Genomic DNA, 24363 nt, shown 5'->3' on the forward strand with positions numbered 1-24363 from the left:
AGGTTTATGGTTTAAGGTTTGAAGTTTAAGGCTTATGGTTTAAGGTTGATCCTGATTCATAAACCCTAAACGCTCCGCAGGAGCCATAAGCTTTAAACAACGCAAACCCATTTTTTAAAACCACTCTTTAACGGCCATATTTATATTTCCCCGATATTTTCCTTAATTTAGCCCGGATTTTTGGTCGGGTCCTGCGGATGCTTTTTGACCATGATCGCCTAAACCGATTCATCTTTATGCCTCTCCTTTTCCGAAAGGCAAAACATAGTACACATGACAAAAACAGCAAAGATTCTTTATACCCTCACCGATGAGGCGCCGGCATTGGCCACCTACAGCCTTCTGCCTATCATCAAGGCTTTTACCAACTCTGCCGAAGTAGCCGTGGAAACCCGCGACATCTCCCTGTCAGGCAGGATCATCGCCAACTTCCCGGAATTCCTTTCCGCAGACCAGCAGATCGGTGATGCCCTGGCAGAACTTGGCGAAATAGCCAAAACCCCGGAGGCCAATATCGTCAAGCTTCCCAACATCAGTGCCTCTGTGCCCCAACTGAAGGCCGCCATCAAGGAACTTCAGGAGAAGGGCTACAAGCTGCCTAACTACCCTGATGAGCCAAAAAACGGGGAGGAGAAAGAAATCAAAGCGAAATACGATAAAATCAAAGGCTCAGCCGTAAACCCGGTCTTGAGGGAGGGCAACTCGGATAGGAGGGCTCCCCAGGCGGTCAAGCAGTTTGCCCGAAACAACCCCCACAGCATGGGTAAGTGGAGCGCTGATTCCAAATCCCATGTGGCCAGCATGACGGATGGAGACTTCTACGGAAGTGAAAAATCACACACCATGGCCAAAGCCGATATGGTGAAAATTGTGTTGGAAACCAGTATCGGTGAGAATGAAGTGTTGAAAGACAAGCTTTCCCTACAGGAAGGTGAAGTGATTGACGCTGCGGTGATGAGTGTGGGTGCCTTGAGGAAATTCCTTGCCGAGCAAAAAGAAGTCGCCAAAAAGGAAAACATTCTGTTTTCCCTTCATATGAAGGCTACCATGATGAAGGTATCCGACCCAATCATCTTTGGGCATGCGGTAAGCGTGTTTTTTGCTCCGGTATTCGAGAAGCATGAAGGGACCCTGCGTGAGCTTGGAGTGAATGTCCGAAACGGTTTCGGTGACCTATTGAGCGCCTTGGAAAAATTGCCGGCAGAGAAGCGAAGCGAAATTGAGGAAGATATTGAAGGCTGCTATACCCACTGCCCTGATTTGGCTATGGTGAATTCCGACAAGGGTATCACCAACCTTCACGTGCCAAGCGACGTGATTATTGACGCCTCCATGCCCGCAATGATCAGGACTTCCGGCCAGATGTGGAACAAGAATAACGAGTTGCAGGATACCGTAGCTATAATCCCGGACAGGTCTTACGCCGGTGTGTATCAGGAGACTATCGATTTCTGCAAGAAAAATGGAGCCTTTGACCCGCGCACCATGGGTAGCGTGCCTAACGTAGGCCTTATGGCCCAAAAAGCCGAGGAATACGGTTCCCACGACAAGACTTTTGAAATCCCGGCTAAGGGGAATGTCAAAGTAATCAACTCGGCGGGCGAGGTGATTTTTGAACACCCTGTGGAGAAAGGCGATATCTGGAGAATGTGCCAGACTAAGGATGCCCCGATACAGGATTGGGTGAAGCTTGCCGTCAACCGTGCCAAAGCAACAGGAGTACCTGCAGTTTTCTGGTTGGACGAAAACAGAGCCCATGATGCCCAGTTGATCGCCAAGGTGAAAAACTACTTGCCTAACCACGATACGGAAGGCCTTGAATTGCTGATCATGTCTCCGAAAGAGGCCACTCAATATACCCTGCAAAGGACAAAAGAAGGAAAGGACACCATCTCGGTAACCGGAAACGTGTTGAGAGATTATTTGACGGACCTTTTTCCTATTTTGGAATTGGGTACCAGTGCCAAAATGCTTTCCATTGTGCCTTTGATGAATGGCGGTGGGCTGTTTGAAACAGGTGCCGGTGGATCTGCACCTAAACACGTGCAGCAGTTTGTGGAAGAAGGCCACCTGAGATGGGATTCTTTGGGTGAGTTTTTGGCTTTGGCCGTCTCCCTAGAGCACTTGGGCAACACTTTCTCGAATGAGCGAGCGATCGTGTTGGGAGAAACCTTGGATAAGGCCACAGGGAAATTCCTTGAAAACGGCAAGTCTCCTTCCAGAAAGGTGAAGGAACTGGATAACCGTGGAAGCCATTTCTATCTGGCCATGTACTGGGCTGAAGCTTTGGCAAACCAGGATAAGGATGGCGCTTTGAAAGAGGTGTTTGGCAAAGTAGCCAAGCAGCTTCAGGATAATGAGGAGAAAATTGTTCAGGAGCTAAACGATGCCCAGGGAAGCCCTGTTGACATCGGAGGTTACTACAAGCCAGATGAGGAAAAAACCAGCAAGGCCATGAGGCCAAGTGAGACGCTTAATGCGATTTTGGCGGAGATTTAAGGATTGAAGCTCTAATAAAAAAAGCCTTCCTAGGAATAGGGAGGCTTTTTTGTTGTACTAGGTACAAAGTACTATGTACTAAGTAGGGCTCTAGTTTTTTTACTTAGTACATAGTACCTAGTACATAGTACAATAGTTAAAGTCTTTTGATTCTGATATTTCTGAACCACACATCATCATCATGATCCTGCAGGGCGATTTTGCCTTCTTGGTAGCGGCCAAAGCCCGGCATTCCCTTAAACTTGCTGTTGGCTACCATTTCGTCCCACTGCTCATCCCACATGGTGGTGGATACGGTGTTTACACCGTTGAGGTAGAAGTCCAATTGACCGTTGTTGGAGATGATTTCGGCTTTGTTCCACTCGCCTACTGGCTTTACGGTTTCTTCGCTCGACTCGATCAAGTCATACAGATCACCTGCGCGGTGGGTTCTGATTTTGGCATCAGGGTGGCCGTCGTTGTCCAGGATTTGCATCTCCGGACCTGTCTGCCAAGGATATCTGTATTCGTCAGATTCCTGCACATAGAACATGATGCCGCTGTTGCCGTCTTTGGAGATTTTCCACTCCAGTTCGAGGTGGAAGTTGTCAAACACCTCATCTGTGACTATATCGCCCCCTTCCTCTTCCGAGGAGTCGAAGAACAATACACCATCCTGCACTTTCCAGGCAGCGCCCACGGTATTTTTACCGTAAGTTGTCCATCCGTTTAGGGTTTGCCCGTCAAAAAGGCTGATCCATTGGGAATCTTGGTCCATATCGTTGGTTTCAGTGGCGGTGGTATCGGTTGTTTCTGTATTGCGCTCACCAGTGTCACATGCGGAAAGTGCGCCGGCCAAGGTGAGGCATAATAATGTCTTTTTCATCTTATCTTCTCAATAATAATACATATTTGATCATTTGTCGGGCATCCTCTTCGGATAGGCCAGGGTGGGCAGGCATAGGTACATCCCCCCATTCTCCTACCGCGCCTTTGATCACGCGGGAGGCAAGCAGATTTATATTTTCTTCATTGTTTTCATAGCGCTCCGCTACTTCGGCATATGAAGGGCCCACGATTTTGCGTTCGGCCATGTGGCAGCTCGGGCAGTCGGAGTCCTTGATCAGGGCTAGGCCCTTCACATAGTCTGGGTTTTCCCCGTGTTGCTCTTCAAAAGAGGCCGCTTTTTTGGGTTCGTTTTGGGGGATGGAGGAAGTGGTTTCCTTGCGGGCACTGTCCCCGCCGCCATCACCACAGGCGTACATCACCGCTGCAAGAGCCATGATACCGAAGGTGGAAGGTTTGAGTAGTTTCATGTTTTTAGGTTAAAAGGTTTTAGACGGAAGACCGGGGACCGAAGACCGAAAGACGGGAGACGGGACCGGGGTCCGAAATCTGTTGATACAATTTAAGAATATAAAATAATATTCCATAACCGGAGGGGATGCTCGTGGTTATGGTTTTTTAAACGGTGAAATCAGTCCACTTCTGGTCGGATTTACCACTTTCTATCACATGGTGTACAAATGCCATGCCCCTCAAGCCATCTTCAGCTCCCGGGAAGTCTTTCCATGCCTCTTCTGCCTGCTGTCCGTTCATTTGGGCATGCAGGGTTCGGGCAAAGTTGCGGTAGAGGTTGGCAAAAGCCTCCAAATAGCCTTCCGGGTGGCCGGCTGGCGTCCTGGTGTTGGCTTGTGCATAATCATGAAGGTAGGGAGTCCCCGCCCTCAGAATGTGGTCAGGTTTGTTGTGGTTGCGGATCACCAGGCTGTTGGCATCTTCCTGCTGCCATTCCAGACCGCCTTTTTCCCCGTATACCTTGATGTTGATGTTGTTTTCGGCACCCGTGGCCGTCTGTGTGGCGATCAAAACTCCTGAGGCGCCGTTGTCGAATTTGAGCAATACGTTGCCGTCATCATCCAGCTTTCTGCCTTCCACCTGTATGTTGATGTCAGCACAGAGTTTGGTGATCTTCAAACCTGTGATGTATTCCGCCAGATTGAAGGCGTGGGTTCCAATGTCGCCCATGGCCCCTGCTTTTCCGCTCTTGGAAGGGTCTGTCCGCCAAGAGGCCTGTTTGTTGTTTTCGCTTTCCAGCATTTCTGCCAGCCAGCCCTGCGGATACTCCACATACACTTGTCTAATCCGTCCCAGCTCGCCTTTGGCTATTAGCTGCTTGGCTTCCTTGACCATGGGGTAACCGGTGTAGGTGTGGGTAAGGCAGAATAGCTTTCCGCTCTCCTTGACTTTCGCATGAAGCTGCTTGGCCTCATCCAGTGTCAATGTCATGGGTTTGTCCAAGACCAAATGGAAGCCGTGGTCCAATGCTTTCATGGCAGGGTCAAAATGCACGTGGTTTGGGGTGACGATGCTCACAAAGTCAATCCTTTCGCCCTCAGGCAAGGCTTTTTCCTTTTCGAACATCTCATCATAGGAATTGTAGACGCGGTCGGCGGCCAGAAAAAGCTCCTCTCCGGCCTGCTTGCTTTTGGCCGGATCACTGCTGAATGCCCCGGCCACCAGCTCAATTTGGCCGTCCATATTGGCAGCAATGCGGTGAATCGCGCCGATGAAACTTCCGGGTCCGCCCCCGATCATTCCCATTTTTAACTTTCTTTTGCTCATAGGTTTGTTTGGTTTGATGTCGGATGTCCGATGTCGGATGTCCGATGTTAGTTTAGATAAGCGTATAATTTACAATCTACGGGTGATGTGCCAATAATATGTTGGATGTGCATAGATGTGCTGTTTTTGTTTGGTGAAAAATTCTGATGAAAAAGTTTTATTCAGCCTCTTAAAGGTTGTGCCAAATTCATTAAATTGTAGAGCCACTATTAATTATATGAGTGGTAAGGATGAATTATTCAAGATTGGCTTAATTACTTTTTCATTTGGATTTACTAATTTAAGTGATTAATGTTAAAAATTAATTGGGTTTGCCTGATTAATACAGCCTATTATAACCTTTATTATTTATGAAAATCGAAACCAAAGCTCGATTATCCTTCATGATGTTCCTGGAATTTTTCATCTGGGGAGGATGGTTCGTGACCTTGGGGGCCTTTTTGCCTCAAAATTTGCAAGCCTCTGGCACCCAGACTGCCGCGGCTTTTTCCACCCAGTCATTCGGTGCCATCATAGCCCCTTTTATCATTGGGCTGATTGCGGATAAATACTTCAACGCAGAACGCATCCTCGGGGTGTTGCACCTTATCGGGGCGGCTCTGATGTTTTTGATGTTCAGGGCAGATAATTTTGCCGAATTCTATCCTTACGTTTTCGCCTACATGGTGGCCTATATGCCCACTTTGGCTCTTGTCAATTCCGTGTCCTTCAACCAAATGAAAGACCCAACCAAGGAATTTGCGGTCATCCGTGTATGGGGTACCATAGGATGGATTATAGCCGGTTGGCTTATCAGTTATTTCGCCTGGGACAGCACTGCGGGACTGCAGGACGGTCTTCTAAGGAATACTTTTATGCTCTCCGGAATAGCTTCTGCCGTTTTGGGCTTTTATAGTTTTACCCTGCCCAAAACCCCTCCGAAAATCCCTAAGGGGGAGAAACTTCGGATTTCAGATGTGTTGGGTTTGGATGCCTTGCGCCTGTTAAAAAACCGTAATTTTCTCATATTTTTCATTTCATCTATCCTGATATGTATTCCATTGGCGTTTTATTACCAAAATGCCAATCCGTTTCTAATTGATGTGGGAATGCCAAATCCTACCGGAAAGATGACCATAGGCCAGATTTCCGAGGCACTCTTTCTGTTGCTGCTTCCCGTTTTTTTCACTAAGTACGGTTTCAAGAAAACCCTCCTGGTGGGAATGGTTGCCTGGGTGGTGAGGTATGCCTTGTTTGCCTTTGGGGATGCGGGATCCGGTGCCTACATGTTGCTGATCGGGATTGCGCTTCACGGCATTTGTTATGATTTCTTTTTTGTGTCAGGCCAGATCTATACAGATTCCAAGGCCGGCGAGCGCTATAAAAGTGCCGCTCAGGGGATGATCACCCTGGCCACCTACGGGGTGGGGATGCTGATCGGTTTCTGGGTAGCCGGTTTGGTTACCGACCATTTTGTAAATGCAGATCAGACCAAGGATTGGCAAACCATCTGGCTGATTCCTTCTGGAATCGCGGTAGTGGTGACATTACTTTTCTTGGTGCTGTTTAAAGAGGAAAAGATAGTGAAAGAGGAAGTATTGGAAAAGGTGGCCTGATGGATTCTAGGAGAACAATGTTGAAAAAGCTTGCGGGAACAGCTCTAATGGGTGCTTTGCCCCTTGGGGGCAAGGTATTTGGGCAGGAGGGCTCGGCATCACTTCGGGGAAACATCAACCATTCGGTATGCCGCTGGGTGATGAATGACCTGCCCATAGCTGATTTCTGCGATTTGGTAAAATCTTTGGGTTTCAACGCAATCGATTTAGTTGGCCCTGCCGACTGGCCGGTGCTGCAGGAAAAAGGCGTGGACAGCTCCATGTGCAATGGCGCCGAAATCAATTTGGTCCAAGGCTTCAACAATACCGATTACCACTCCCAACTTTGGAAAAACTACCAAGAAATGATTCTGCTGGTCTCCAAGGCCGGGTTTAAAAACCTGATCTGCTTTTCTGGCAATCGGGATGGAATCGCCGATGAAGAGGGGCTGGAGAACTCGGTGAAAGGGCTGGAAAAATTGCTGCCCCTGGCCGAAAAACATGGCGTGGTGCTCCAGATGGAGCTTCTCAACAGCAAAGTGGACCATCCAGGTTACATGGCCGACAACTCGCCCTGGGGGGTGGAGTTGGCCAAAAGACTGGATTCTGATAACTTCAAGCTTTTGTATGACATTTACCACATGCAGATAAATGAGGGTGATGTGATCCGTACGATTCGGGACAATCATCAATATTTCGGTCACTACCACACGGCCGGCAATCCCGGGAGAAATGAGATAAATGAAACCCAGGAACTCAATTACCGCGCAATCATGAAAGCGATTGTGGAGACGGGCTTTGAGGGATATGTGGCGCAGGAGTTTATCATTACCCGGGAGAATAGGAGGGAGTCTTTGAAGGAGGCGATTGAGATATGTGATGTTTGAGATTGAAGACGGAAGACCGAAGACGGGAGACTTCTTCGCGGAAAGAAAAGGGACACAGACCTGCCTGCGCAGGCAGGGTTCCGCTGAGTTTTAATGGAGTTTCACAGAGTTTCTTCATTGCGGAGAAATATTAAATGCTTGAGTAACAGACAAGTAGAATTAATATCAGTCACGTGAGTGCGGAGTGATGGAGGAGAGAAAAAAAAATAAGTAAATAAGATATAAGATTTCTAATAATATTATGGCAAATCAAGAATACGATGCAATTGTCGTAGGGTCCGGAATCAGTGGAGGATGGGCTGCAAAAGAATTGACGGAAAAAGGTCTGAAGGTATTGATGCTGGAAAGAGGCCAGAATGTGGAACATGTAAAGGATTACAAAACTGCGACTCAGGCGCCTTGGGAGACCAATTATAGAGGCCGTAGATCTATAGAGATGATCGAAAACCATCCTGTGCTAAGAAGGGATTATGTGCTGAATGAGTTGAATGTTGACTGGTGGGCGCAGGAATCGGAGTCGCCTTATGTGGAGAAAAAGCCTTTCAACTGGTTTCGAGGATACCAGGTGGGGGGACGTTCCTTGCTGTGGGGCCGCCAAAGCTACCGCTTGGGGGATATTGACTTTGAAGCCAACGCCAAAGAAGGGATAGCCGTGGATTGGCCGATCCGATATAAGGACCTGGCGCCGTGGTATAGCCATGTGGAAAAGTTTGCCGGGATTTCCGGAAGCAGGGATGGCTTGGATATTTTGCCTGACGGTGAGTTCCAGCCCGCCATGGAGATGAATTGCGTGGAAAAGGATGTGGCAGAACGGGTAAAAAACCACTTTAACGGCAAAAGGTTGATCACCATGGGTAGGGTGGCCAACATCACCCAGCCTTTGGAAGGAAGAACCAATTGTCAATACAGAAATAAATGTTGGTTGGGCTGTCCATTTGGAGGCTATTTCAGTACACAGTCCTCGACGTTGCCGGCAGCGATGAAGACCGGCAACCTGACCTTGAGGCCATGGTCAATTGTGACCAAGCTGCTTTACGACAAGGATGCCCAAAAGGCCACAGGTGTGGAGGTGTTGGATGCTGAAAACAACCAAACTTACGAATACAAGGCTAAGATTATTTTTCTTTGCGCTTCGGCATTCAATTCCACCGCTATCCTCATGAGAAGCGCCACGGATGTGTGGGATGAGGGATTGGGAAGCAGTTCTGGAGAGCTGGGCCACAATGTGATGGATCACCATTTCCGGGCGGGAGCCAACGGGATCGTGGACGGTTATGATGACAAGTATTATTTTGGCCGTAGGCCTAATGGGATCTACATTCCAAGATTCCAAAATATTGACGGTGACAAGCGGGATTACCTGAGGGGCTTTGGCTACCAGGGGGCGGCCAGCAGAAGTGGCTGGAGCCGTGAGATTGCCGAGTTGAATTTTGGGGCGCCGCTTAAGGAGGCTTTAAGTGAGCCGGGACCGTGGAGTATGGGGATTACCGCCTTTGGGGAGATCCTCCCCTATCATGAAAACACCATCAAGCTAAGCAAGGACACCAAGGACAAATGGGGTCTGGAAGTGCTTGAAATGGACGCAGAGCTCAAAGATAATGAGATCAAAATGCGGAAGGACATGATGGATGACGCCGCTGAAATGCTTGAGGCTGCCGGTCTTCGAAACGTCAACAAATATGATGCGGGCTATACTTTTGGACAGGGTATTCACGAGATGGGTACGGCCAGAATGGGTAGAGATCCGAAATCATCCGTATTGAATGGCAACAACCAGGTGTGGGATGCCAAGAATGTGTTTGTAACCGATGGGGCCTGTATGACCTCAGCGGCGGCACAGAACCCCTCCCTGACCTATATGGCGTTGACGGCAAGAGCAGCGGATTTTGCAGTGAAGGAATTGAAAAAAAGAAACCTCTAAAACCAGATCAAAATGGGTATTAATAGAAGAGAAGCACTGAAGAGCATGGTGTTGATGATGGGTGGAACCATGATCGGGGCCAATGTGATACTTACGGGCTGTGCGCCCGAAGACAGAATTGAAGGGCTGGATTTTTCAGAAAGCGAAATAGCCTTCATGGATGAGATAGCCGAGACCATCATCCCAGCTACGGATACGCCTGGGGCCAAAGAAGCTGGTGTGGGGTCATTTATGACCGTGATGGTGAGGGAAACTTACAACAAGGAGCAGCAGGAAACCTTTATCAATGGGTTGAATGATATTAAAAAGAACTTCAAGTCTGAGGTAGGGGTGGAATTTATGGACGCTTCCCATGAGCAAAGGTTAAACTTTCTCAACGCATTGAATGAGGAGTTGAGAAGCGGGAATAATGAAAGCGGCCCCAAATACATCAGCATGTTAAAGGATCTTACCGTGCTGGGTTATTTCACCTCAGAAATCGGAGCCACCCAGGCATTAAGGTATGTGGAGACTCCTGGCCGCTATGATGGCTGCATGGACTATAAGAAGGGTGATAAAGCATTTGCACTATAATTTGATAATCAATGAGCAACCGTCGAGATTTTATTAAGTTAAGTTCCCTGATGGCAGCAGGAGCATTTTTGCCATTGCAGTTTTGCGGAAGACCTGACACGGTGGTAGGTGATGACCGCTCTGAGGAAGGGTTGGACAGGTTTGGTATTCAGCTTTACTCTGTGAAGGATGAAATGTTTGCCAATGTTCAGGACACCATTTCCCAACTTGGATCCTATGGTTATCATTATCTGGAAGGATTTGATGGTGGCAAAGGAATCTTTTGGGGCATGAAGAACACGGAGTTTAAAAAGCTCGTGGAAGACCAGGGGATGGAATTTGTAGCCTCACATGCCAATGTGTTCCAAAATCTGGAGGAGCAGGCCAAGCAGGCCGGTGAGATCGGGATGAAATACCTGATCTGTCCGTGGGTAGGTCCGCAGGAAAGCATGGACGAATTTAAGCGACTCGCCGATGAGTTTAACAGAATCGGAAAAGTGTGCAAAGAGGAAGGGGTTAGGTTTGCCTACCACAATCATGGCTACACGTTTGAGGAACTTGAAGGACAGATGCCACAGGATTATTTGTTGGAAAATACGGATCCGGATTTGGTTGACTATGAAATGGATATTTATTGGGTGAAAACACCTGGTGCTGATCCAAAAGTGTATTTTGAAAAGTATCCCGACAGGTTCAAGTTGTGCCACGTAAAGGACCGGATGAAAGACGCTCCTCAAGGGGAGGCTGACGCTTCCACCGATATCGGCGAGGGTTCAATAGATTTTTCTTCAATCCTTAGAGTGGGTAAGGAGAATGGGCTGGAATATTTCTTCGCTGAACAGGAACGTTATGATGCTTCTACCCCCATGCGGAGCGCCGAAAAGAATGCCGAATATCTACGGAATCTCCGGTTGGCGTAAAGTTGCTAAATATTGGTAGTAAGAACCTAAATCTTTGACAGCCTGAACTTTTTACGAGTCAGGCTGTTGTTTTTAGTATGAATTGGATCGCAGGCGTTGTTTATACTATAATACCTATTTTCTCCGTTATCAGTTTTATGCAATACGAAACCCCCGTCATGGAAGCCGTAATGGCTATCCCCATGTCAAAATCAGACACTGTTGAAATCAAGAAATCAGATGAAATCAAGAAAGCTGATACAGTGGATGTAGAAAAGCTGGCCGAGAACAAGGTTATTCCCGAAGAAATAAAAGAAGTCACCCTAAGGGCACTGGCCCATTATCCTGAATTGGAGGATGTGGAAATTCACTTTGAGCTTTTGGATAACATCAAAGGCAATGTGATGCAGGCCCAGCCCAAATTTGGGTCTTTGCTTTTCAACAGCAAGGCCAACAGGAAATACAGGATCAAAATCAGTAGACAACTTGAATTGGACGATGAATGGTTACCCATTGAAGAGGTGCCTGATAACGTCTTGTTGGGCTGGATAGGCCATGAATTGGGCCATGTGATGGATTACATTGATAGAAGCAGGTTTGGCATGATTGTGTTTGGGGTCAGGTATGTGACTTCCAATAACTTTGTGACCAAGGCAGAGATAACCGCCGATAGTCACGCCATCGCCAGCGGACTGGGTAATTATCTGGTAGATACCAAAAACTTTATCTTGAGCAACGACCGTCTCCCTGAAGATTATAGGAACAAAATAAGGGAATTGTACATGTCTCCCGGTGAGATCATGACCTTAGTGGAAGTGGAAGAAGAAGAGGATGATACATAATCATCCTCTTTTTTTTTTACGTCATCCTCTGGTCTCCTGTCCTGCCTCTGCCGAATCAGGCAGGTTTTTTACTCCAAAATAGCCTTAATCCTTTCCAAAGACTTTTCTCTGGCTACCCTGTTGCCTTCGCTGGCTTCCGGTCCTTCCCCGCTGCGCATGTAGGCATGTCCGGCTTCCTCGTAAATTTCATACTCGAAGGTTTTTCCTTTTTCTTCCATCATCTCAGCGGAGTTTTCAATGGTGGCGTTTACACGCTGGTCGTTGCCTCCGTAAAACCCGTAGACCGGAGCTTCAATTCTTGCTATCTGTTCGATATCTTTAGGGCCGGTGCCGTAGAAGACCAATGCCTCGCTGATGCCCGATTGGTGTGTGGCATAATTGAAGGTCTGGGAGCCTCCCCAGCAGAATCCAATAACTGACACCTCGCCATTGCCACCATCGACTGTTTTAAGGTATTCAAAGGCCGTGTCAAGGTCTTTCATCACTTGCCGGTTGTCTAGGGCATAAATTCCCTCTCTGGCGTCATCCTGGCTGGCAAAATCCCTTGTGGACTTCTTGCTGTCGTCAAAATCGGAGAGGAGGTCCGGGGCCAAGGCGATATAACCCATTTCGGCCAGTTGATCGGCCATTGATCTTACCCAATCAGTAAGCCCCCTGTTTTCATGAATGACGATAATGGATTTGGCATTGTCGGATTTTTCTGGGTAGACCAGAAATCCGCGGATGTTCCTGCCGTCCTGATCCATATTGATCCACTCATGGTGTCTTGGGGAATTTTCGAGCCTCTCCAAGTCCCTGTCTTGGGCGTAGAGCACAGCGGCAAGGAAAAATGCCGCATAGAATAAGAATAGTTTTTTCATAGGGTTCAAACTGGTTGTTAATTAAACTGTTTGCCAATTTACAACTAAATCCAGAAAGATGGGTTAATTCAATATGGACGCTTATCTGCCCTTATTTCCTCTAAAAATTGTAGCCTTCCCTGGGGAGGAACTCAATCTTCACATCTTTGAGCCAAGATATAAGCAGCTGGTCAATGACTGCAAAGAATCGGGGAGCAATTTTGGGGTGGGGGTATATTTGAAGGAATTAACCAAGTATGGTACCGAGGTGGAGTTGAAGGAGATCGTCTATACTTATGAAGATGGGCGGATGGACATCAAGACCAAGGCAATTCGGCCTTTTCATATTTTGAATTTTGAAAATCCTCAAGAAGGGAGGCTGTACCCAGGTGGGGAGGTTGAATACTTGGAAAACGACCCCCGGGTGACATCGGTGACCTATCAGCAGTTTTTGTTTTATCTCAAGGAAATGCTAAGGCTGATGCAGTATGAGGCCGATTTGGCAAGCTTTCAGGTCACTTCCTTCACTTTTGCCCACGTGGTTGGGCTGAAGCTGGAGCAGGAGTTTGAGCTGCTTTTGATGCAGAAAGAGTCTGAAAGGCAGGAGTATTTGACCCAGCATTTCAAGAAAATGATTCCCATCATGAAAGATCTTGAACATTCGAAGGAGAAAATCCGGATGAATGGTCACTTCAAATACCTGGATCCTTTGGATTTTTAAAGTTTGGTGGCGTTCTGGGTTTTGATATAGGCCTTACGGTCGTTCCAGGTGATTTCATACCAAGTGTCCTTGGTGGAGTTGACCCTTACTCGGTGTCCCACATCGACCTTGCTGATGAGGTTTCCGCCTGCGGTAGGCTGATCCATGATTAACGTCGGGCTACCGGTGATGATCGCTCTAGTGGGAGGTTGCAGAAAATTGTTGCTGAGGAAAATCATTACAATTAGAATGAAGCTTGGAATGAAAAAAGCCGGCTTGGAAGCGCTTTCTCTATTTTTCACATAAAGAATCAAACAGATCAACAGGCATAGGGTAAGAAAAGAAGTGATTTCTATTCTATTGTCGATTAGGATCTTGAAAAACTGCTCCTGATCGGAGACTTCGTAGCCGTAGAGTTGGGGTTGCTCTGTAAGGTTCCGGATTTTTGAGGTTACCCGTTGGCTAGGATTGTATTCGTAATATTTGCTGAGGTATAAAGTGGTTTTGGGGAAATCACCCATTCCTTCGCTGATAAATGCCATCTTCAGGAGCATGGCCGGCGAATAGGTTTGCTGTTCAAAGTAGAGATTTTCGTAGACTGCAAGAGCTTCTTTGTAGTTTTGAGAATTAAACAAAGAATCTGCTAAATTTTGATTGTTTGTATCGGCTTGACAATTAATACTTTGTGTGAGGGTGATCAAAAATATTAATAATTTTGCAAGAAAGATTCGCTGTAAGTTTGGCATTTTAAAATAGTCCGCTTAAATTTGCAGTCCAATTACGACAAAGATATAGCAAAAAGCAAGTCTCAAATCGTAAAAATTTAAAGCTGCAAGGGCTTTAAAGGCATAAAAAATGATTCCGTAGCTCAGCTGGTAGAGCAATACACTTTTAATGTATGGGTCCTGGGTTCGAGCCCCAGCGGGATCACGATTTGTCCGATGTCGGATGACAGAAGTCCGATGTTTGGATTAAAGTTTCGGGGTGTAGCGTAGCCCGGTATCGCGCCTCGTTTGGGACGAGGAGGTCGTAGGTTCGAATCCTGCCACCCCGACAAAATTTCCTTTTCCGAAGCTTGCTGGACTTTAGTCTGGTTAAGGGTCCGGGAAAAGTCCTGCAAACGGCAGGTTGGAAATTTGACTTAGGTCCCGTAGCTCAACTGGATAGAGCAACTGCCTTCTAAGCAGTAGGTTTCAGGTTCGAGTCCTGACGGGATCACATTGGGAAGTACGAAGTCAGATGGACGAAGTACGAAGAATTTTATTAAGATTACCGATTCCGTAGCTCAGCTGGTAGAGCAATACACTTTTAATGTATGGGTCCTGGGTTCGAGCCCCAGCGGGATCACGAAGGCCTCTCTATCGGGAGGCCTTTTTTACTTTTTATCCATGCTGATATTTTTATGTTATGGCATATTTCTATGTTTTATATTCCGAAAAGCTTCAGAAGTATTATCTCGGAGCCTGTACTGACCTAGACAGAAGGCTTAATGAGCATAATACGAGTCAGTCTAAATTCACATCACTGGGAATGCCTTGGGCTTTGGTTTATACGGAAAGTTACCCGGATCTTAAGTTTGCAAAACAGCGGGAGTTGTCCGTTAAAAGGAAGAAATCAAAGCGATATATAGAAAGATTGATAAGCGGAGGCTGATTTATTGAACTTGAGTGTAGCGTAGCCCGGTATCGCGTCCCGTCCGCATGCGGACGGGAAGNCACATCACTGGGAATGCCTTGGGCTTTGGTTTATACGGAAAGTTACCCGGAACTTAAGTTTGCAAAACAGCGGGAGTTGTCCGTTAAAAGGAAGAAATCAAAGCGATATATAGAAAGATTGATAAGCGGAGGCTGATTTATTGAACTTGAGTGTAGCGTAGCCCGGTATCGCGTCCCGTCCGCATGCGGACTGGAAGTTCGTAGAGCCTGTGCCGCCTTTTTGCGGCATTCGAATCCTGCCACCCCGACAAAATTTCCTTTTCCGAAGCTTGCTGGACTTTAGTCTGGTTAAGGGTCCGGGAAAAGTCCTGCAAACGGCAGGTTGGAAATTTGACTTAGGTCCCGTAGCTCAACTGGATAGAGCATCCCGTCCGTCTACGGACGGGAAGGTTTCAGCCCCGATAGCCATCGGGGGAGTTCGCCGCGGCGAATCACATTGGGAAGTACGAAGTCAGATGGACGAAGTACGAAGAATTTGTAAATGGGCCACAAAGGCCACCAAGTTTTCACGAAGTTTCACAAAGGCCACTTCGCGGAGAAAAATTTAAAAGTTTGAGAAAAAAGTGTCAAGTAAATTTAGGACGTGACAATTTTATTAAGATTACCGATTCCGTAGCTCAGCTGGTAGAGCAATACACTTTTAATGTATGGGTCCTGGGTTCGAGCCCCAGCGGGATCACGAAGGCCTCTCTATCGGGAGGCCTTTTTTACTTTTTATCCATGCTGAAATTTTTATGTTATGGCATATTTCTATGTTTTATATTCCGAAAAGCTTCAGAAGTATTATATCGGAGCCTGTACTGACCTAGACAGAAGGCTTAATGAGCATAATACGAGTCAGTCTAAATTCACATCACTGGGAATGCCTTGGGCTTTGGTTTATACGGAAAGTTACCCGGATCTTAAGTTTGCAAAACAGCGGGAGTTGTCCGTTAAAAGGAAGAAATCAAAGCGATATATAGAAAGATTGATAAGCGGAGGCTGATTTATTGAACTTGAGTGTAGCGTAGCCCGGTATCGCGTCCCGTCCGCATGCGGACGGGAAGGTCGTAGAGCCTGTGCCGCCATTTTGCGGCATTCGAATCCTGGTCCGTTTAGGTCACCAAGACTTCTGGCCTTGGTGACCATGAAAAAAATAGACTTTTTCCCACAGAAGGAAGTTGTTTCAAGCTTGCTTTATCAATTCTGTTTGATAGGAGTCATTAATTATTATTTTATTCTTGGATAATATCCTTTCAAAATAGCTGACTGTCTTAATAAGTCCTTCATCAATATTGATTTTTGGCTCCCAGTTTAATTCTTTCTTAGCCAGTTCAATGCATGGCTTCCTCTGCATGGGATCATCTTGAGGTAACGGCATAAATACAAGCTTGCTGTTGCTTCCAGTTAAGTCTATGATTTTTTCAGCCAGATCAAGCATGGTGAATTCACAGGGGTTTCCGATATTAACAGGGCCTGCAAATCCATCTCTGGAGTTCATAAGCTTATACATTCCTTCAATGTTATCATCCACGTAACAGAAGCTTCTGGTTTGCTGGCCAGTCCCGAAGATGGTGATATCCCTTCCCATTAGCGCCTGTATGATGAAATTGCTGACAACTCTGCCGTCATTCGGATGCATTCGGGGGCCGTAGGTATTGAATATGCGCATCACCTTGATGGTGAGTTTGTGCTGTCTGTTGTAATCAAAGAATAATGTCTCCGCACATCTTTTTCCTTCGTCATAGCAGGCCCTTATCCCGATGGTGTTAACACAGCCCTTGTAATTTTCTGGCTGCGGATGGACCTCCGGGTCCCCATAAATCTCGGAAGTGCTGGCCTGTAAGATTTTTACCTTAAGTCTTTTGGCAAGGCCCAGCATGTTTATGGCACCGAGAACGCTTGTTTTTATAGTCTGAACCGGGTCGAACTGATAGTGGATCGGGCTTGCCGGACATGCTAAATTATAAATTTCATCAACTTCCACATATAAGGGAAAAGTGATATCGTGCCTCATGAATTCAAAATTCTTATGATCCAGTAAATGGTGAATGTTGTCTTTCCTTCCAGTAAAAAGATTGTCAACACAAAGCACCTCGTTCCCCTCGTTTAGCAATTTTTCACACAGGTGTGATCCTAAAAAGCCTGAACCTCCGCTTACCAATACTCTTTTCATAATCAGATTTTTTTAAGGATTAAAAATTTATGAATGCTGTTTTATACTTCAAAAAAATGAAGATTTGATGGGATTTTTTAAATAAATCTATAGAAGGGGTTTTTCCTTCGCTGAAAGCTTCCATTTATATGTTCGAATCATCCCCCCACCTGACCTAGGTCAGCTTTTTAAAGGTGGAAATTCTGTATCTTTGTAGGGTGTTAAAAATCATAGGGTTATGGATATGAAAGAGACGGTTGCGGAGATAATGACTGCACAGGTGATCACATTGGATGAGAAGGCATCTTTAAAAGAGGCAGTGTCCCTGTTGCGAAAGCATAAAATCAGACATCTCCCTGTAATCAACGGGAATAGGATAGTGGGAATAATAAGCCGGACTGATATAAACAGGTTGACTTTCGGAGTGTTGATGGATAATCAGGAGGATGCTGACGATACCATTTTGGATATGCTGACCGTGCCCCAGGTGATGTCATCCAAACCTAGGGTTGTGAGTAAATCCCAGACAGTTGAGGAAGTTGCCAAGATATTTACGAGCGAAGATTTCCATGCCCTACCTGTGGTGGATGATGGGGAGCTTTACGGCATAGTGACTACTACCGATGTGATTCGGTATATGTTGCAAAAGTGATTTTTAGATTAGGGTTTAACAGTAGTGGCTACTTCATTGTAGCCACTTTTTTTGGTTTGGAGGAAACGCCCCTTATTTCGTCTAGTACCTTTTTTACTCTCATATCAAGACCAGCATATGCATATTGTAATTCCTGGAAGGCATTTTTGCTTAACAGCTCCATCCTTTTCGGGTTTGACAGCAGCATTTCGGTTTTTTCGAGCAGGTCGGTCCCATCCCAAGAGACGCTTTCATAAGTTTGGTTCGCCTTATATAGGTTTGGCCAAGTATCCAGGTGTCCCATGTCTGGCTTTATCAGGACAGAACCATTCAGAATGGCCTCAATGTCCCTAAAGCATATTTCGCCCCAGCCATAGGGGCTCAAAATAGCATGTACTTGGCTCAGCTCCTTGTTGTATTGCCTCAATGGGATCCTTCCCGTTATAAATGAGGGGTGTTTTTCAATCAACTTTTGAAAATGCTCTCTTTGATATCCTACTGTATCTCTATAGCAAGTAGCATCAAATCTGGCCTGACATTTGGCCAAGCTTGGCCGGGGCGGGGTGTTTTTGATATGGGAATGATCGAGTAAAAGCGACATCCCTGCTTGGCCTATCCAGGCATGAAGCTTCCCCGCCAGTCTTTCCCTCGCTTTGGAAGATGGATATTGGCCAATAGCGATATTCCAGGCCAAATTCATTTTGTCCAGATCGGATTCATTTTCCGGTTTGGGAAGGGGTGGGGGACTTGGGTTTTCCTCTATGCCAAAATTCTGATGGTAATAATCAGAAAATATCCTGCGTCCATAGAAGTCCTTCATGTAAAGACTTTTGTCCTTAAACAACTGTTTCTTGTAAAAGAGGTCGACGTGGGGCAAAAGGTCCAGAAAACTAGACTCTGACCCATCGCTGTCATCAAAATACGCCAACCGGCGGTATTTGGCCTTCAGCGATTTGATAAGGTTGATTTGGGAGCCGTCTTTGTCTTGCCCCCAAAACCAACCAACTATCAAAAGCACCTCATTTTTGTCCTGCTCCTTAACCCACTTAAGGTTAGTGGTAAACTGCAAGCCTTCCGCATTCCTGGATTTCCAAAACGGATACAGGCTATACAGCAGGGTAATCTTTTTCGGGTTATATAAAATAGTAATCTTGTTGCTCTTCACGGTAATCTACACAGTTATGGCTACGCCTTGCTTGGTCAATGTTTTTTCGAAGTAATTAATGGTCTTGGTCAAACCCTCTGCCAATTGGATTTTTGGCTCCCAGCCAAGTTCTTTCTGGGCCAGATCAATCTGGGGCTTCCGCTGCAGTGGATCATCTTGTGGCAGGGGCAGGAATATTAGCCTGCTGCTGCTGCCAGTGAGGTCGATAATCATCTCGGCTAGTTCCAGCATTGTAAATTCACAGGGGTTGCCAATATTTACCGGGCCCTGGAAATCATCTCTGGAATTCATAAGCTTGTACATGCCGTCAATGAGGTCGTCTACATAGCAAAAACTACGTGTTTGTTGACCGGTACCAAAGATGGTGATATCTTTTCCCCGCAGGGCCTGGACAATGAAATTGCTGACTACCCGGCCATCATTGGGATGCATGCGCGGGCCATAGGTGTTGAATATCCGCATTACCTTGATGGCTACCTGATGCTGCCTATGGTAATCAAAAAAGAGGGTTTCTGCACAGCGCTTGCCCTCGTCGTAGCAGGCGCGGATACCTGTAGTGTTTACACAGCCTCTGTAGCTTTCTGGCTGCGGGTGGATTTCTGGGTCCCCATAGATTTCCGAAGTACTGGCCTGGAGGATTTTGACTTTAAGCCTTTTTGCCAAGCCAAGCATGTTAATGCTTCCCATCACACTGGTTTTGATCGTTTGCACGGGGTCAAATTGATAGTGAATGGGGCTTGCCGGGCATGCCAAGTTGTAGATTTCATCGACCTCTACGTAGAGGGGAAAGGTGATGTCGTGCCTATGGAACTCAAAATTGTCCATTTGCAGAAGGTGTTGAATGTTGACCTTTCTGCCTGTAAAAAGGTTGTCCACACATAAGACTTCATTTCCTTCGGCAAGCAGTTTTTCACAGAGGTGGGAGCCCAAAAAGCCGGACCCTCCCGTTACTAGAATCCTTTTCATAAAAATTAAAGTTTTAAAAATTTGTTGCTGGAAAAATGACCTGTCCTATTTTCAAAAAATCCGAAACGAGAGGCTGAAGGTCAAGTGCTTAATTATAGTTGGAATATAGCAAATGTGCATTTAACTTCCAAGGTAGTTTACTTTAAATGTTTTAAAATTTAATATTGGGGTTATTTCATTTGGATCGTGGTGCCTTTTTCGGCAGACTCCCTTGCAGCGCTTAATATTTCCATAACAATCAGATTGTTTTCGATAGAGTAAAGGCTGAAGGGGGCGGGGGTGATTTCCTTTCGGATCACTTTTGCAAAATAGGAGAAGGGATTTTCGGACTCGTTGTCCAGAATTATGGTCTCGTCCATAGAGCTGCTCTGCAGGATAAGCTGATTTGGGCCAGGGATGATCAATTGGCTTTTTTGGGTGTAGATTTCCATATCTTTTCTGCTGATGGGCCAATTCCAGGATGCCTGAATGATCGCTTGGCTGCTGGGGTAGGTCAGTATGATCGTTGCTTCATCCTCCACCTGCTCATATGTTTCAGGTTTAAAGGTTTGGGTAATCGCAGTGACCGAGGTGGGCCTTTCACCGTTCATCAACACGGTCATGATGTTGGCCCCATAGCAACCAAAATCCATCAATGCCCCTCCGCCACTTTTTGTAGGGTCGGTCAGCCAGGCAAGAAATTCCTCTCCAACCCCAATCTCCTTCGGGCCTTGGTGGCCGTGATGAAATACCGTCTTGCGAATTTGGCCCAGTTCCTCCTGTTGATCCCGCAAAAGCTTAATACTTTCCCGTGTGCTTGGATACCATGAAGTTTCATAATTAGTGAGCAAGTGGATGCCATGTTTGTTGGCCAAGTCCGCCATTTCCATAGCCTCTTCAATATTTAAAGCCAAAGGTTTTTCAACCATCACATGGATGCCTAAGGGAGCAGCGGCTTTGACTACTTCCATGTGACCGGCTATCGGTCCAAATGCCAACACCCCTTCAGCATCGGACTTCTCCAGAAGCTCTTCCAGTGAATCGAAGAACAAATCATCCTTTAGATCATTTTGCTCCTGGAATTGATTTTTCAAATCCTCATCGGGTTCAAAAATCCCTACGAGCCTTGCCTCATCACCCAGATCATTGAAAATCCAATGGGAATGCCCATGGGCAAGACCGGCTACCGCAAGCCTTGCAGTCTCTTTGTTTTGGGAAAATGCAAGGGAAATGGATTGGGAGAAAAGGATGGCAACAAGTAGGAAGAATTTCATATAAATCATTTTTGATAAAGATAGGTAAATTGGGAGTAGTGTAATAATCCTTTGAGAAATGCCTCTCTTTTTGCATTTTAGGCCAGCAAAATAACTCCATGTGAAATGATTAAATGTTTTACCGTTACGATAATAGCCATATTTCTTTCCCTTCAAGCTTTCGCTACAGATATCCCTACCCTCATCTGGCAGTTTCAGGCTGACAAATCCGCCTTGAGCAGAAAGTATACCCTGAAAGAATCCGAGGAGTTTTACGACAGGTTTGAAAAGCTATATGCGGATTACCATACCAGCCTTTCGGAGGTTGACTTTGCCTCTTTGTCCCATAGTGCACAGGTTGATTTCATTCTTCTGAAAAACCATTTGGACAAAGAACTATATCAATTGAAGTTGGACAGGGGGGATTTTGAAAAGGTAAAGTCCTTTGGTGAATTTTTGGAGCCTCTCAGGATATTCATAGTTGATCGGAGAAGGGGAAACCATCCGGAATCGGAAAAGATTGCCGAGGTTTTTCAGGCCCAACGCAAGGAGCTTGCCCAGCAAAGGAAAGGACTGGAAAGCAATGAACAAAAGCTGGAACGCTGGCAGCTTGCCGAAAAGGCCTCCGGGATGGTTGCCGAATTGGGAAAGAACCTGGAGGAGGCTTTCAAATTCTATGACGGCTATGATCCTGAATTCAGCTGGTGGGTAACCCAACCCTATGAAAATCTCAAAAAGGACCTTGAGGTTTACGCTGAGTTTTTGAAGGATTATTACAGCACCGAGGCGGTAAAGGATGATGGGAGCGGCATAATCGGCCGGCCCATAGGAAGGGAGGCCATCATTGAAAGTCTGGGCCATGAGTTTATTCCGTATACCCCGGAGGAGCTGGTGGAAATTGCGGAAAAGGAATTTGCCTGGAGTGAAAAGCAAATGCTGTATGCTTCTAGGGAGCTTGGTTTTGGTGATGACTGGAAGGCAGCCCTGGAGCACGTGAAGGGAACTTATTTTCCCGTAGGAGAATGGCCTGCTGAGATTAACAGAATGGCAGAAGAGGCCGTGGAGTTTTTGGAGGAGCGGGATGTGATCACTATTCCCGAGATGGCCAAGGAGACTTGGAGAATGAGGATGATGAGCCCGGCCGAGCAGCGTTTTGCGCCATTTTTCTTGGGTGGGGAAGTGATCCAGATCGCCTATCCGACAGACGAAATGAGCCATGAGGAAAAAATGATGAGTTTAAGGGGGAACAATCCCCACTTTTCAAGAGCGGTGGTCCACCATGAACTCATTCCTGGCCACCATTTGCAACAGTTCATGAATCAGCGCCATAAGACCCACAGGAGGTTGTTTTATACGCCATTTTGGACCGAAGGCTGGGCACTGTATTGGGAATTCAACCTTTGGGACAAGGATTTTCCCAGAAATGCCGAAGACAGGATAGGGATGATGTTTTGGAGAATGCACAGAAGTGCCAGGATCATATTCTCTCTTAATTATCACATGGAGAAAATGACCCCTCAGGAAAGTATTGATTTCTTGGTTGAAAGGGTGGGGCATGAGCGGGCCAATGCAGAAGCTGAAGTAAGAAGGTCTTTTGAGGGTAGGTATGGTCCCTTGTACCAGATCGCCTATATGACTGGAGGGTTGCAGTTTTACCACTTGAAGAAAGAATTGGTCGATAATGGCCAAATGGGAGAGAAAGAGTTTCACGACCGGATCATGCAGGAAAACAGCATACCTGTAGCACTTGTGAGAGCGATATTAAAGGAGGAGCCTTTGAGCAGAGACGAGGAGGTGAAGTGGAGGTTTTATGAATAAGACGGAAAACGGAAGACCGGAGACCGGAGGCGGGAGACGGAAGACCGAGGACCGAAACTTGGTTTCGCCCTTGGTCTTGCCGCTTTTGTTTTAATTAATCAAGATAGTCACTAGCTCGCGGAAATCCCTGATTTTATGGTTGGCAGGGTGGGTTTGGTATTGGTCGTGTTTGTCGTATAGGACGGTCTCCACCCCGATTTCATTTCCAGCCGCTATTTCGGATTCCGGATCATCGCCAATGACCATGACGTCTTTGAGCTCGAAGTTGCCGTCTTTTATGATCTGTAGGAAGATTTCTTTTTTAGTCTGGTCGGATTTCATGGGGTCGATGATATAGCAGGCCTGAAAGTCCTTTTCCAGTTCCATTAGGTCGATCTTGCTTTTCTGCATGTTATAAAATCCAGTGGTGACCAAAAACCGGTGTCCGGGCATCTCCAGAATAGCGGGGTAATCCTCGTGTAGGGGGATTTTTTCATCATAGGTGGTTTCCTGCAGGATTTCTTCGCCCTTCTGTGTGAGGGCAGGTCCAAAGTCATACTTTTTAGCCATATCCTGGAAGGGGATCCGCATGATATCCTTTCGGATGCCGTCCATGTTTGCCTGCTGCTTCTCATCCTGCGCTATCACCTCCAGCACTGGTGCAAATAGTTTGTCCCCGATGGCCTTTACTGGATAAAGGGTGTTGTCGAGGTCATATATCATGGCTTTTTTGAAATGAAAATCCATATAGTCGTTTCAGATAGGTTATGGTTTAATCCTTTAATATACGAAAACTTTTTCTGGACAGGAAAAGTGCAAATGGATATTACATCTGAAGAGGTCTGATAAGGTAAATGAATTGCTATTATTTCGATAAAAAAGAAGTGTAAAAGCTGAAAGGGGCAGTTAATGGCCTGGCCAAAATTGCATGAATATTTAATGCTTATGTAAACGGCTGGAAATTAATATAATGTGTAATTTTGTGATACAACCTTTAACCACAAAAACCATGGAAACAATTAACAATACCCAGCAGCTAAACAAAGCGCTGGTGGAGGCCTTTGATGAAGCATTCAGTAGGGGGGATTACAAGGCGATCGCAGACCTTATGGCTGAGGATGTAGAATGGAAAATGGTGGGTGAGTTTCACCTGAAGGGGAAAGGCGAGATCCAAGAAATGTTCAAATCCATGGAGGGCATGGGTTTGCCGGAGATCTGGCCAAGCACCAAAGTCGCCGAAGGAGACCGGATTGTTGCCGAGGGCACCATGAAGGCCCTGGATAGAGAGGGGAAGATTTTTAGAGCCGCTTATGTAGACAGCTATTTGATCAATAATGGCAAAATAAAGGTGCTGACCTCCTATGTGACCACCTTAAAAGACGACATCAATCAAAACCCCGGCTAAT

General features: G+C 46.3%; 23 protein-coding genes and 5 tRNA genes. 18 read left to right on the top strand and 10 right to left on the bottom strand.

Translation table 11 applies throughout. The annotated features are described in order from the left end of the window. Positions 1-273 precede the first annotated feature (273 nt). A complete protein-coding gene (locus KI659_RS07045) occupies positions 274-2499 on the top strand; it encodes an NADP-dependent isocitrate dehydrogenase (protein ID WP_213944660.1) in 2226 nt (741 codons plus the stop codon). Positions 2500-2635: 136 nt separating this feature from the next. Here the strand turns inward: KI659_RS07045 and KI659_RS07050 are convergent, their stop codons facing one another. From KI659_RS07050 to KI659_RS07060, 3 genes are all read right to left on the bottom strand, one after another. Then, on the bottom strand, positions 2636-3364 hold the full coding sequence (locus KI659_RS07050; protein ID WP_213944661.1) for a 3-keto-disaccharide hydrolase: 729 nt from the start codon (positions 3362-3364) through the stop codon (positions 2636-2638). A gap of 1 nt (position 3365) precedes the next feature. After that, on the bottom strand, positions 3366-3794 hold the full coding sequence (locus KI659_RS07055; protein ID WP_213944662.1) for a c-type cytochrome: 429 nt from the start codon (positions 3792-3794) through the stop codon (positions 3366-3368). Between the two features lie 148 nt (positions 3795-3942). Next, positions 3943-5103 carry a Gfo/Idh/MocA family protein gene (locus KI659_RS07060; protein WP_213944663.1) on the bottom strand — a complete coding sequence of 387 codons (1161 nt, stop codon included), beginning with the start codon at positions 5101-5103 and terminating at the stop codon, positions 3943-3945. Between the two features lie 350 nt (positions 5104-5453). Between KI659_RS07060 and KI659_RS07065 the strand changes: the two genes are divergently transcribed. From KI659_RS07065 to KI659_RS07090, 6 genes are all read left to right on the top strand, one after another. Continuing rightward, complete coding sequence (locus KI659_RS07065; protein ID WP_213944664.1) at positions 5454-6698, top strand: nucleoside permease; 1245 nt, start codon at positions 5454-5456, stop codon at positions 6696-6698. Then, on the top strand, positions 6698-7564 hold the full coding sequence (locus KI659_RS07070; protein ID WP_213944665.1) for a hydroxypyruvate isomerase family protein: 867 nt from the start codon (positions 6698-6700) through the stop codon (positions 7562-7564). Before KI659_RS07065 ends, KI659_RS07070 begins: the two co-directional genes overlap by 1 nt. A gap of 241 nt (positions 7565-7805) precedes the next feature. Next, a complete protein-coding gene (locus tag KI659_RS07075) occupies positions 7806-9485 on the top strand; it encodes a GMC oxidoreductase (RefSeq protein WP_213944666.1) in 1680 nt (559 codons plus the stop codon). A gap of 12 nt (positions 9486-9497) precedes the next feature. After that, complete coding sequence (locus tag KI659_RS07080; protein ID WP_213944667.1) at positions 9498-10058, top strand: gluconate 2-dehydrogenase subunit 3 family protein; 561 nt, start codon at positions 9498-9500, stop codon at positions 10056-10058. Between the two features lie 11 nt (positions 10059-10069). Beyond that, positions 10070-10957 (top strand): sugar phosphate isomerase/epimerase family protein, encoded by an 888-nt coding sequence (locus tag KI659_RS07085; protein ID WP_213944668.1) that lies wholly within the window; start codon positions 10070-10072, stop codon positions 10955-10957. 137 nt (positions 10958-11094) lie between these two features. Next, entirely contained in the window at positions 11095-11778 is a 684-nt protein-coding gene (locus KI659_RS07090; protein ID WP_246535317.1) for a hypothetical protein, read from the top strand. Positions 11779-11846: 68 nt separating this feature from the next. Here the strand turns inward: KI659_RS07090 and KI659_RS07095 are convergent, their stop codons facing one another. Beyond that, on the bottom strand, positions 11847-12638 hold the full coding sequence (locus tag KI659_RS07095) for a dienelactone hydrolase family protein (RefSeq protein WP_213944669.1): 792 nt from the start codon (positions 12636-12638) through the stop codon (positions 11847-11849). A gap of 73 nt (positions 12639-12711) precedes the next feature. Between KI659_RS07095 and KI659_RS07100 the strand changes: the two genes are divergently transcribed. After that, positions 12712-13338, top strand: a complete 627-nt coding sequence (locus tag KI659_RS07100) for an LON peptidase substrate-binding domain-containing protein (protein ID WP_213944670.1) — start codon at positions 12712-12714, stop codon at positions 13336-13338. Here KI659_RS07100 and KI659_RS07105 read toward each other — a convergent pair. Further along, positions 13335-13952 (bottom strand): hypothetical protein, encoded by a 618-nt coding sequence (locus KI659_RS07105; RefSeq protein ID WP_246535318.1) that lies wholly within the window; start codon positions 13950-13952, stop codon positions 13335-13337. The two genes, KI659_RS07100 and KI659_RS07105, sit on opposite strands and share 4 nt — an antisense overlap. Positions 13953-14174: 222 nt before the next feature. On the opposite strand from KI659_RS07105, the gene KI659_RS07110 reads away from it, so the two are divergent. The 7 genes from KI659_RS07110 (at position 14175) to KI659_RS07140 (ending at position 16017) form a co-directional block, all read left to right on the top strand. Continuing rightward, positions 14175-14247 (top strand) — tRNA-Lys (locus KI659_RS07110). A 50-nt stretch (positions 14248-14297) separates the two neighbouring features. Continuing rightward, a tRNA-Pro gene (locus KI659_RS07115) sits at positions 14298-14371 on the top strand. Positions 14372-14461: 90 nt separating this feature from the next. Next, positions 14462-14535: transfer RNA gene (locus KI659_RS07120), tRNA-Arg, on the top strand. 56 nt (positions 14536-14591) lie between these two features. Continuing rightward, positions 14592-14664 (top strand) — tRNA-Lys (locus KI659_RS07125). Between the two features lie 60 nt (positions 14665-14724). Continuing rightward, a complete protein-coding gene (locus KI659_RS07130; protein WP_213944672.1) occupies positions 14725-14970 on the top strand; it encodes a GIY-YIG nuclease family protein in 246 nt (81 codons plus the stop codon). A gap of 668 nt (positions 14971-15638) precedes the next feature. Beyond that, positions 15639-15711: transfer RNA gene (locus KI659_RS07135), tRNA-Lys, on the top strand. 60 nt (positions 15712-15771) lie between these two features. Next, complete coding sequence (locus tag KI659_RS07140) at positions 15772-16017, top strand: GIY-YIG nuclease family protein (RefSeq protein WP_213944673.1); 246 nt, start codon at positions 15772-15774, stop codon at positions 16015-16017. A gap of 180 nt (positions 16018-16197) precedes the next feature. Here KI659_RS07140 and KI659_RS07145 read toward each other — a convergent pair whose 3' ends face one another. Beyond that, the gene (locus tag KI659_RS07145; RefSeq protein WP_213944674.1) at positions 16198-17187 is read right to left on the bottom strand and encodes a UDP-glucuronic acid decarboxylase family protein; all 990 of its coding nucleotides are present in this window, start codon (positions 17185-17187) and stop codon (positions 16198-16200) included. A gap of 217 nt (positions 17188-17404) precedes the next feature. On the opposite strand from KI659_RS07145, the gene KI659_RS07150 reads away from it, so the two are divergent. Next, complete coding sequence (locus KI659_RS07150) at positions 17405-17818, top strand: CBS domain-containing protein (protein WP_213944675.1); 414 nt, start codon at positions 17405-17407, stop codon at positions 17816-17818. 28 nt (positions 17819-17846) lie between these two features. Here KI659_RS07150 and KI659_RS07155 read toward each other — a convergent pair whose 3' ends face one another. The 3 genes from KI659_RS07155 to KI659_RS07165 all read right to left on the bottom strand — a co-directional run bounded on the left by KI659_RS07155 (position 17847) and on the right by KI659_RS07165 (position 21181). Then, positions 17847-18962, bottom strand: a complete 1116-nt coding sequence (locus KI659_RS07155; RefSeq protein ID WP_213944676.1) for a hypothetical protein — start codon at positions 18960-18962, stop codon at positions 17847-17849. A 6-nt stretch (positions 18963-18968) separates the two neighbouring features. Beyond that, positions 18969-19928 (bottom strand): UDP-glucuronic acid decarboxylase family protein, encoded by a 960-nt coding sequence (locus KI659_RS07160; RefSeq protein WP_213944677.1) that lies wholly within the window; start codon positions 19926-19928, stop codon positions 18969-18971. 170 nt (positions 19929-20098) lie between these two features. After that, positions 20099-21181: a Gfo/Idh/MocA family protein gene (locus tag KI659_RS07165; RefSeq protein ID WP_213944678.1), complete on the bottom strand. Its 1083-nt coding sequence runs from the start codon at positions 21179-21181 to the stop codon at positions 20099-20101. Positions 21182-21286: 105 nt separating this feature from the next. On the opposite strand from KI659_RS07165, the gene KI659_RS07170 reads away from it, so the two are divergent. Continuing rightward, complete coding sequence (locus KI659_RS07170) at positions 21287-22978, top strand: DUF885 family protein (protein WP_213944679.1); 1692 nt, start codon at positions 21287-21289, stop codon at positions 22976-22978. Between the two features lie 90 nt (positions 22979-23068). Here KI659_RS07170 and KI659_RS07175 read toward each other — a convergent pair whose 3' ends face one another. Continuing rightward, on the bottom strand, positions 23069-23704 hold the full coding sequence (locus KI659_RS07175; protein ID WP_213944680.1) for an HAD family hydrolase: 636 nt from the start codon (positions 23702-23704) through the stop codon (positions 23069-23071). Between the two features lie 262 nt (positions 23705-23966). Between KI659_RS07175 and KI659_RS07180 the strand changes: the two genes are divergently transcribed. After that, positions 23967-24362, top strand: coding sequence for a nuclear transport factor 2 family protein (locus KI659_RS07180; RefSeq protein WP_213944681.1), 396 nt, complete (start codon positions 23967-23969; stop codon positions 24360-24362). Position 24363 lies beyond the last annotated feature (1 nt).

Origin of the sequence: Litoribacter ruber, from assembly GCF_018449405.1 — a bacterium.
Classification (GTDB): Bacteria; Bacteroidota; Bacteroidia; order Cytophagales; family Cyclobacteriaceae; genus Litoribacter; species Litoribacter ruber.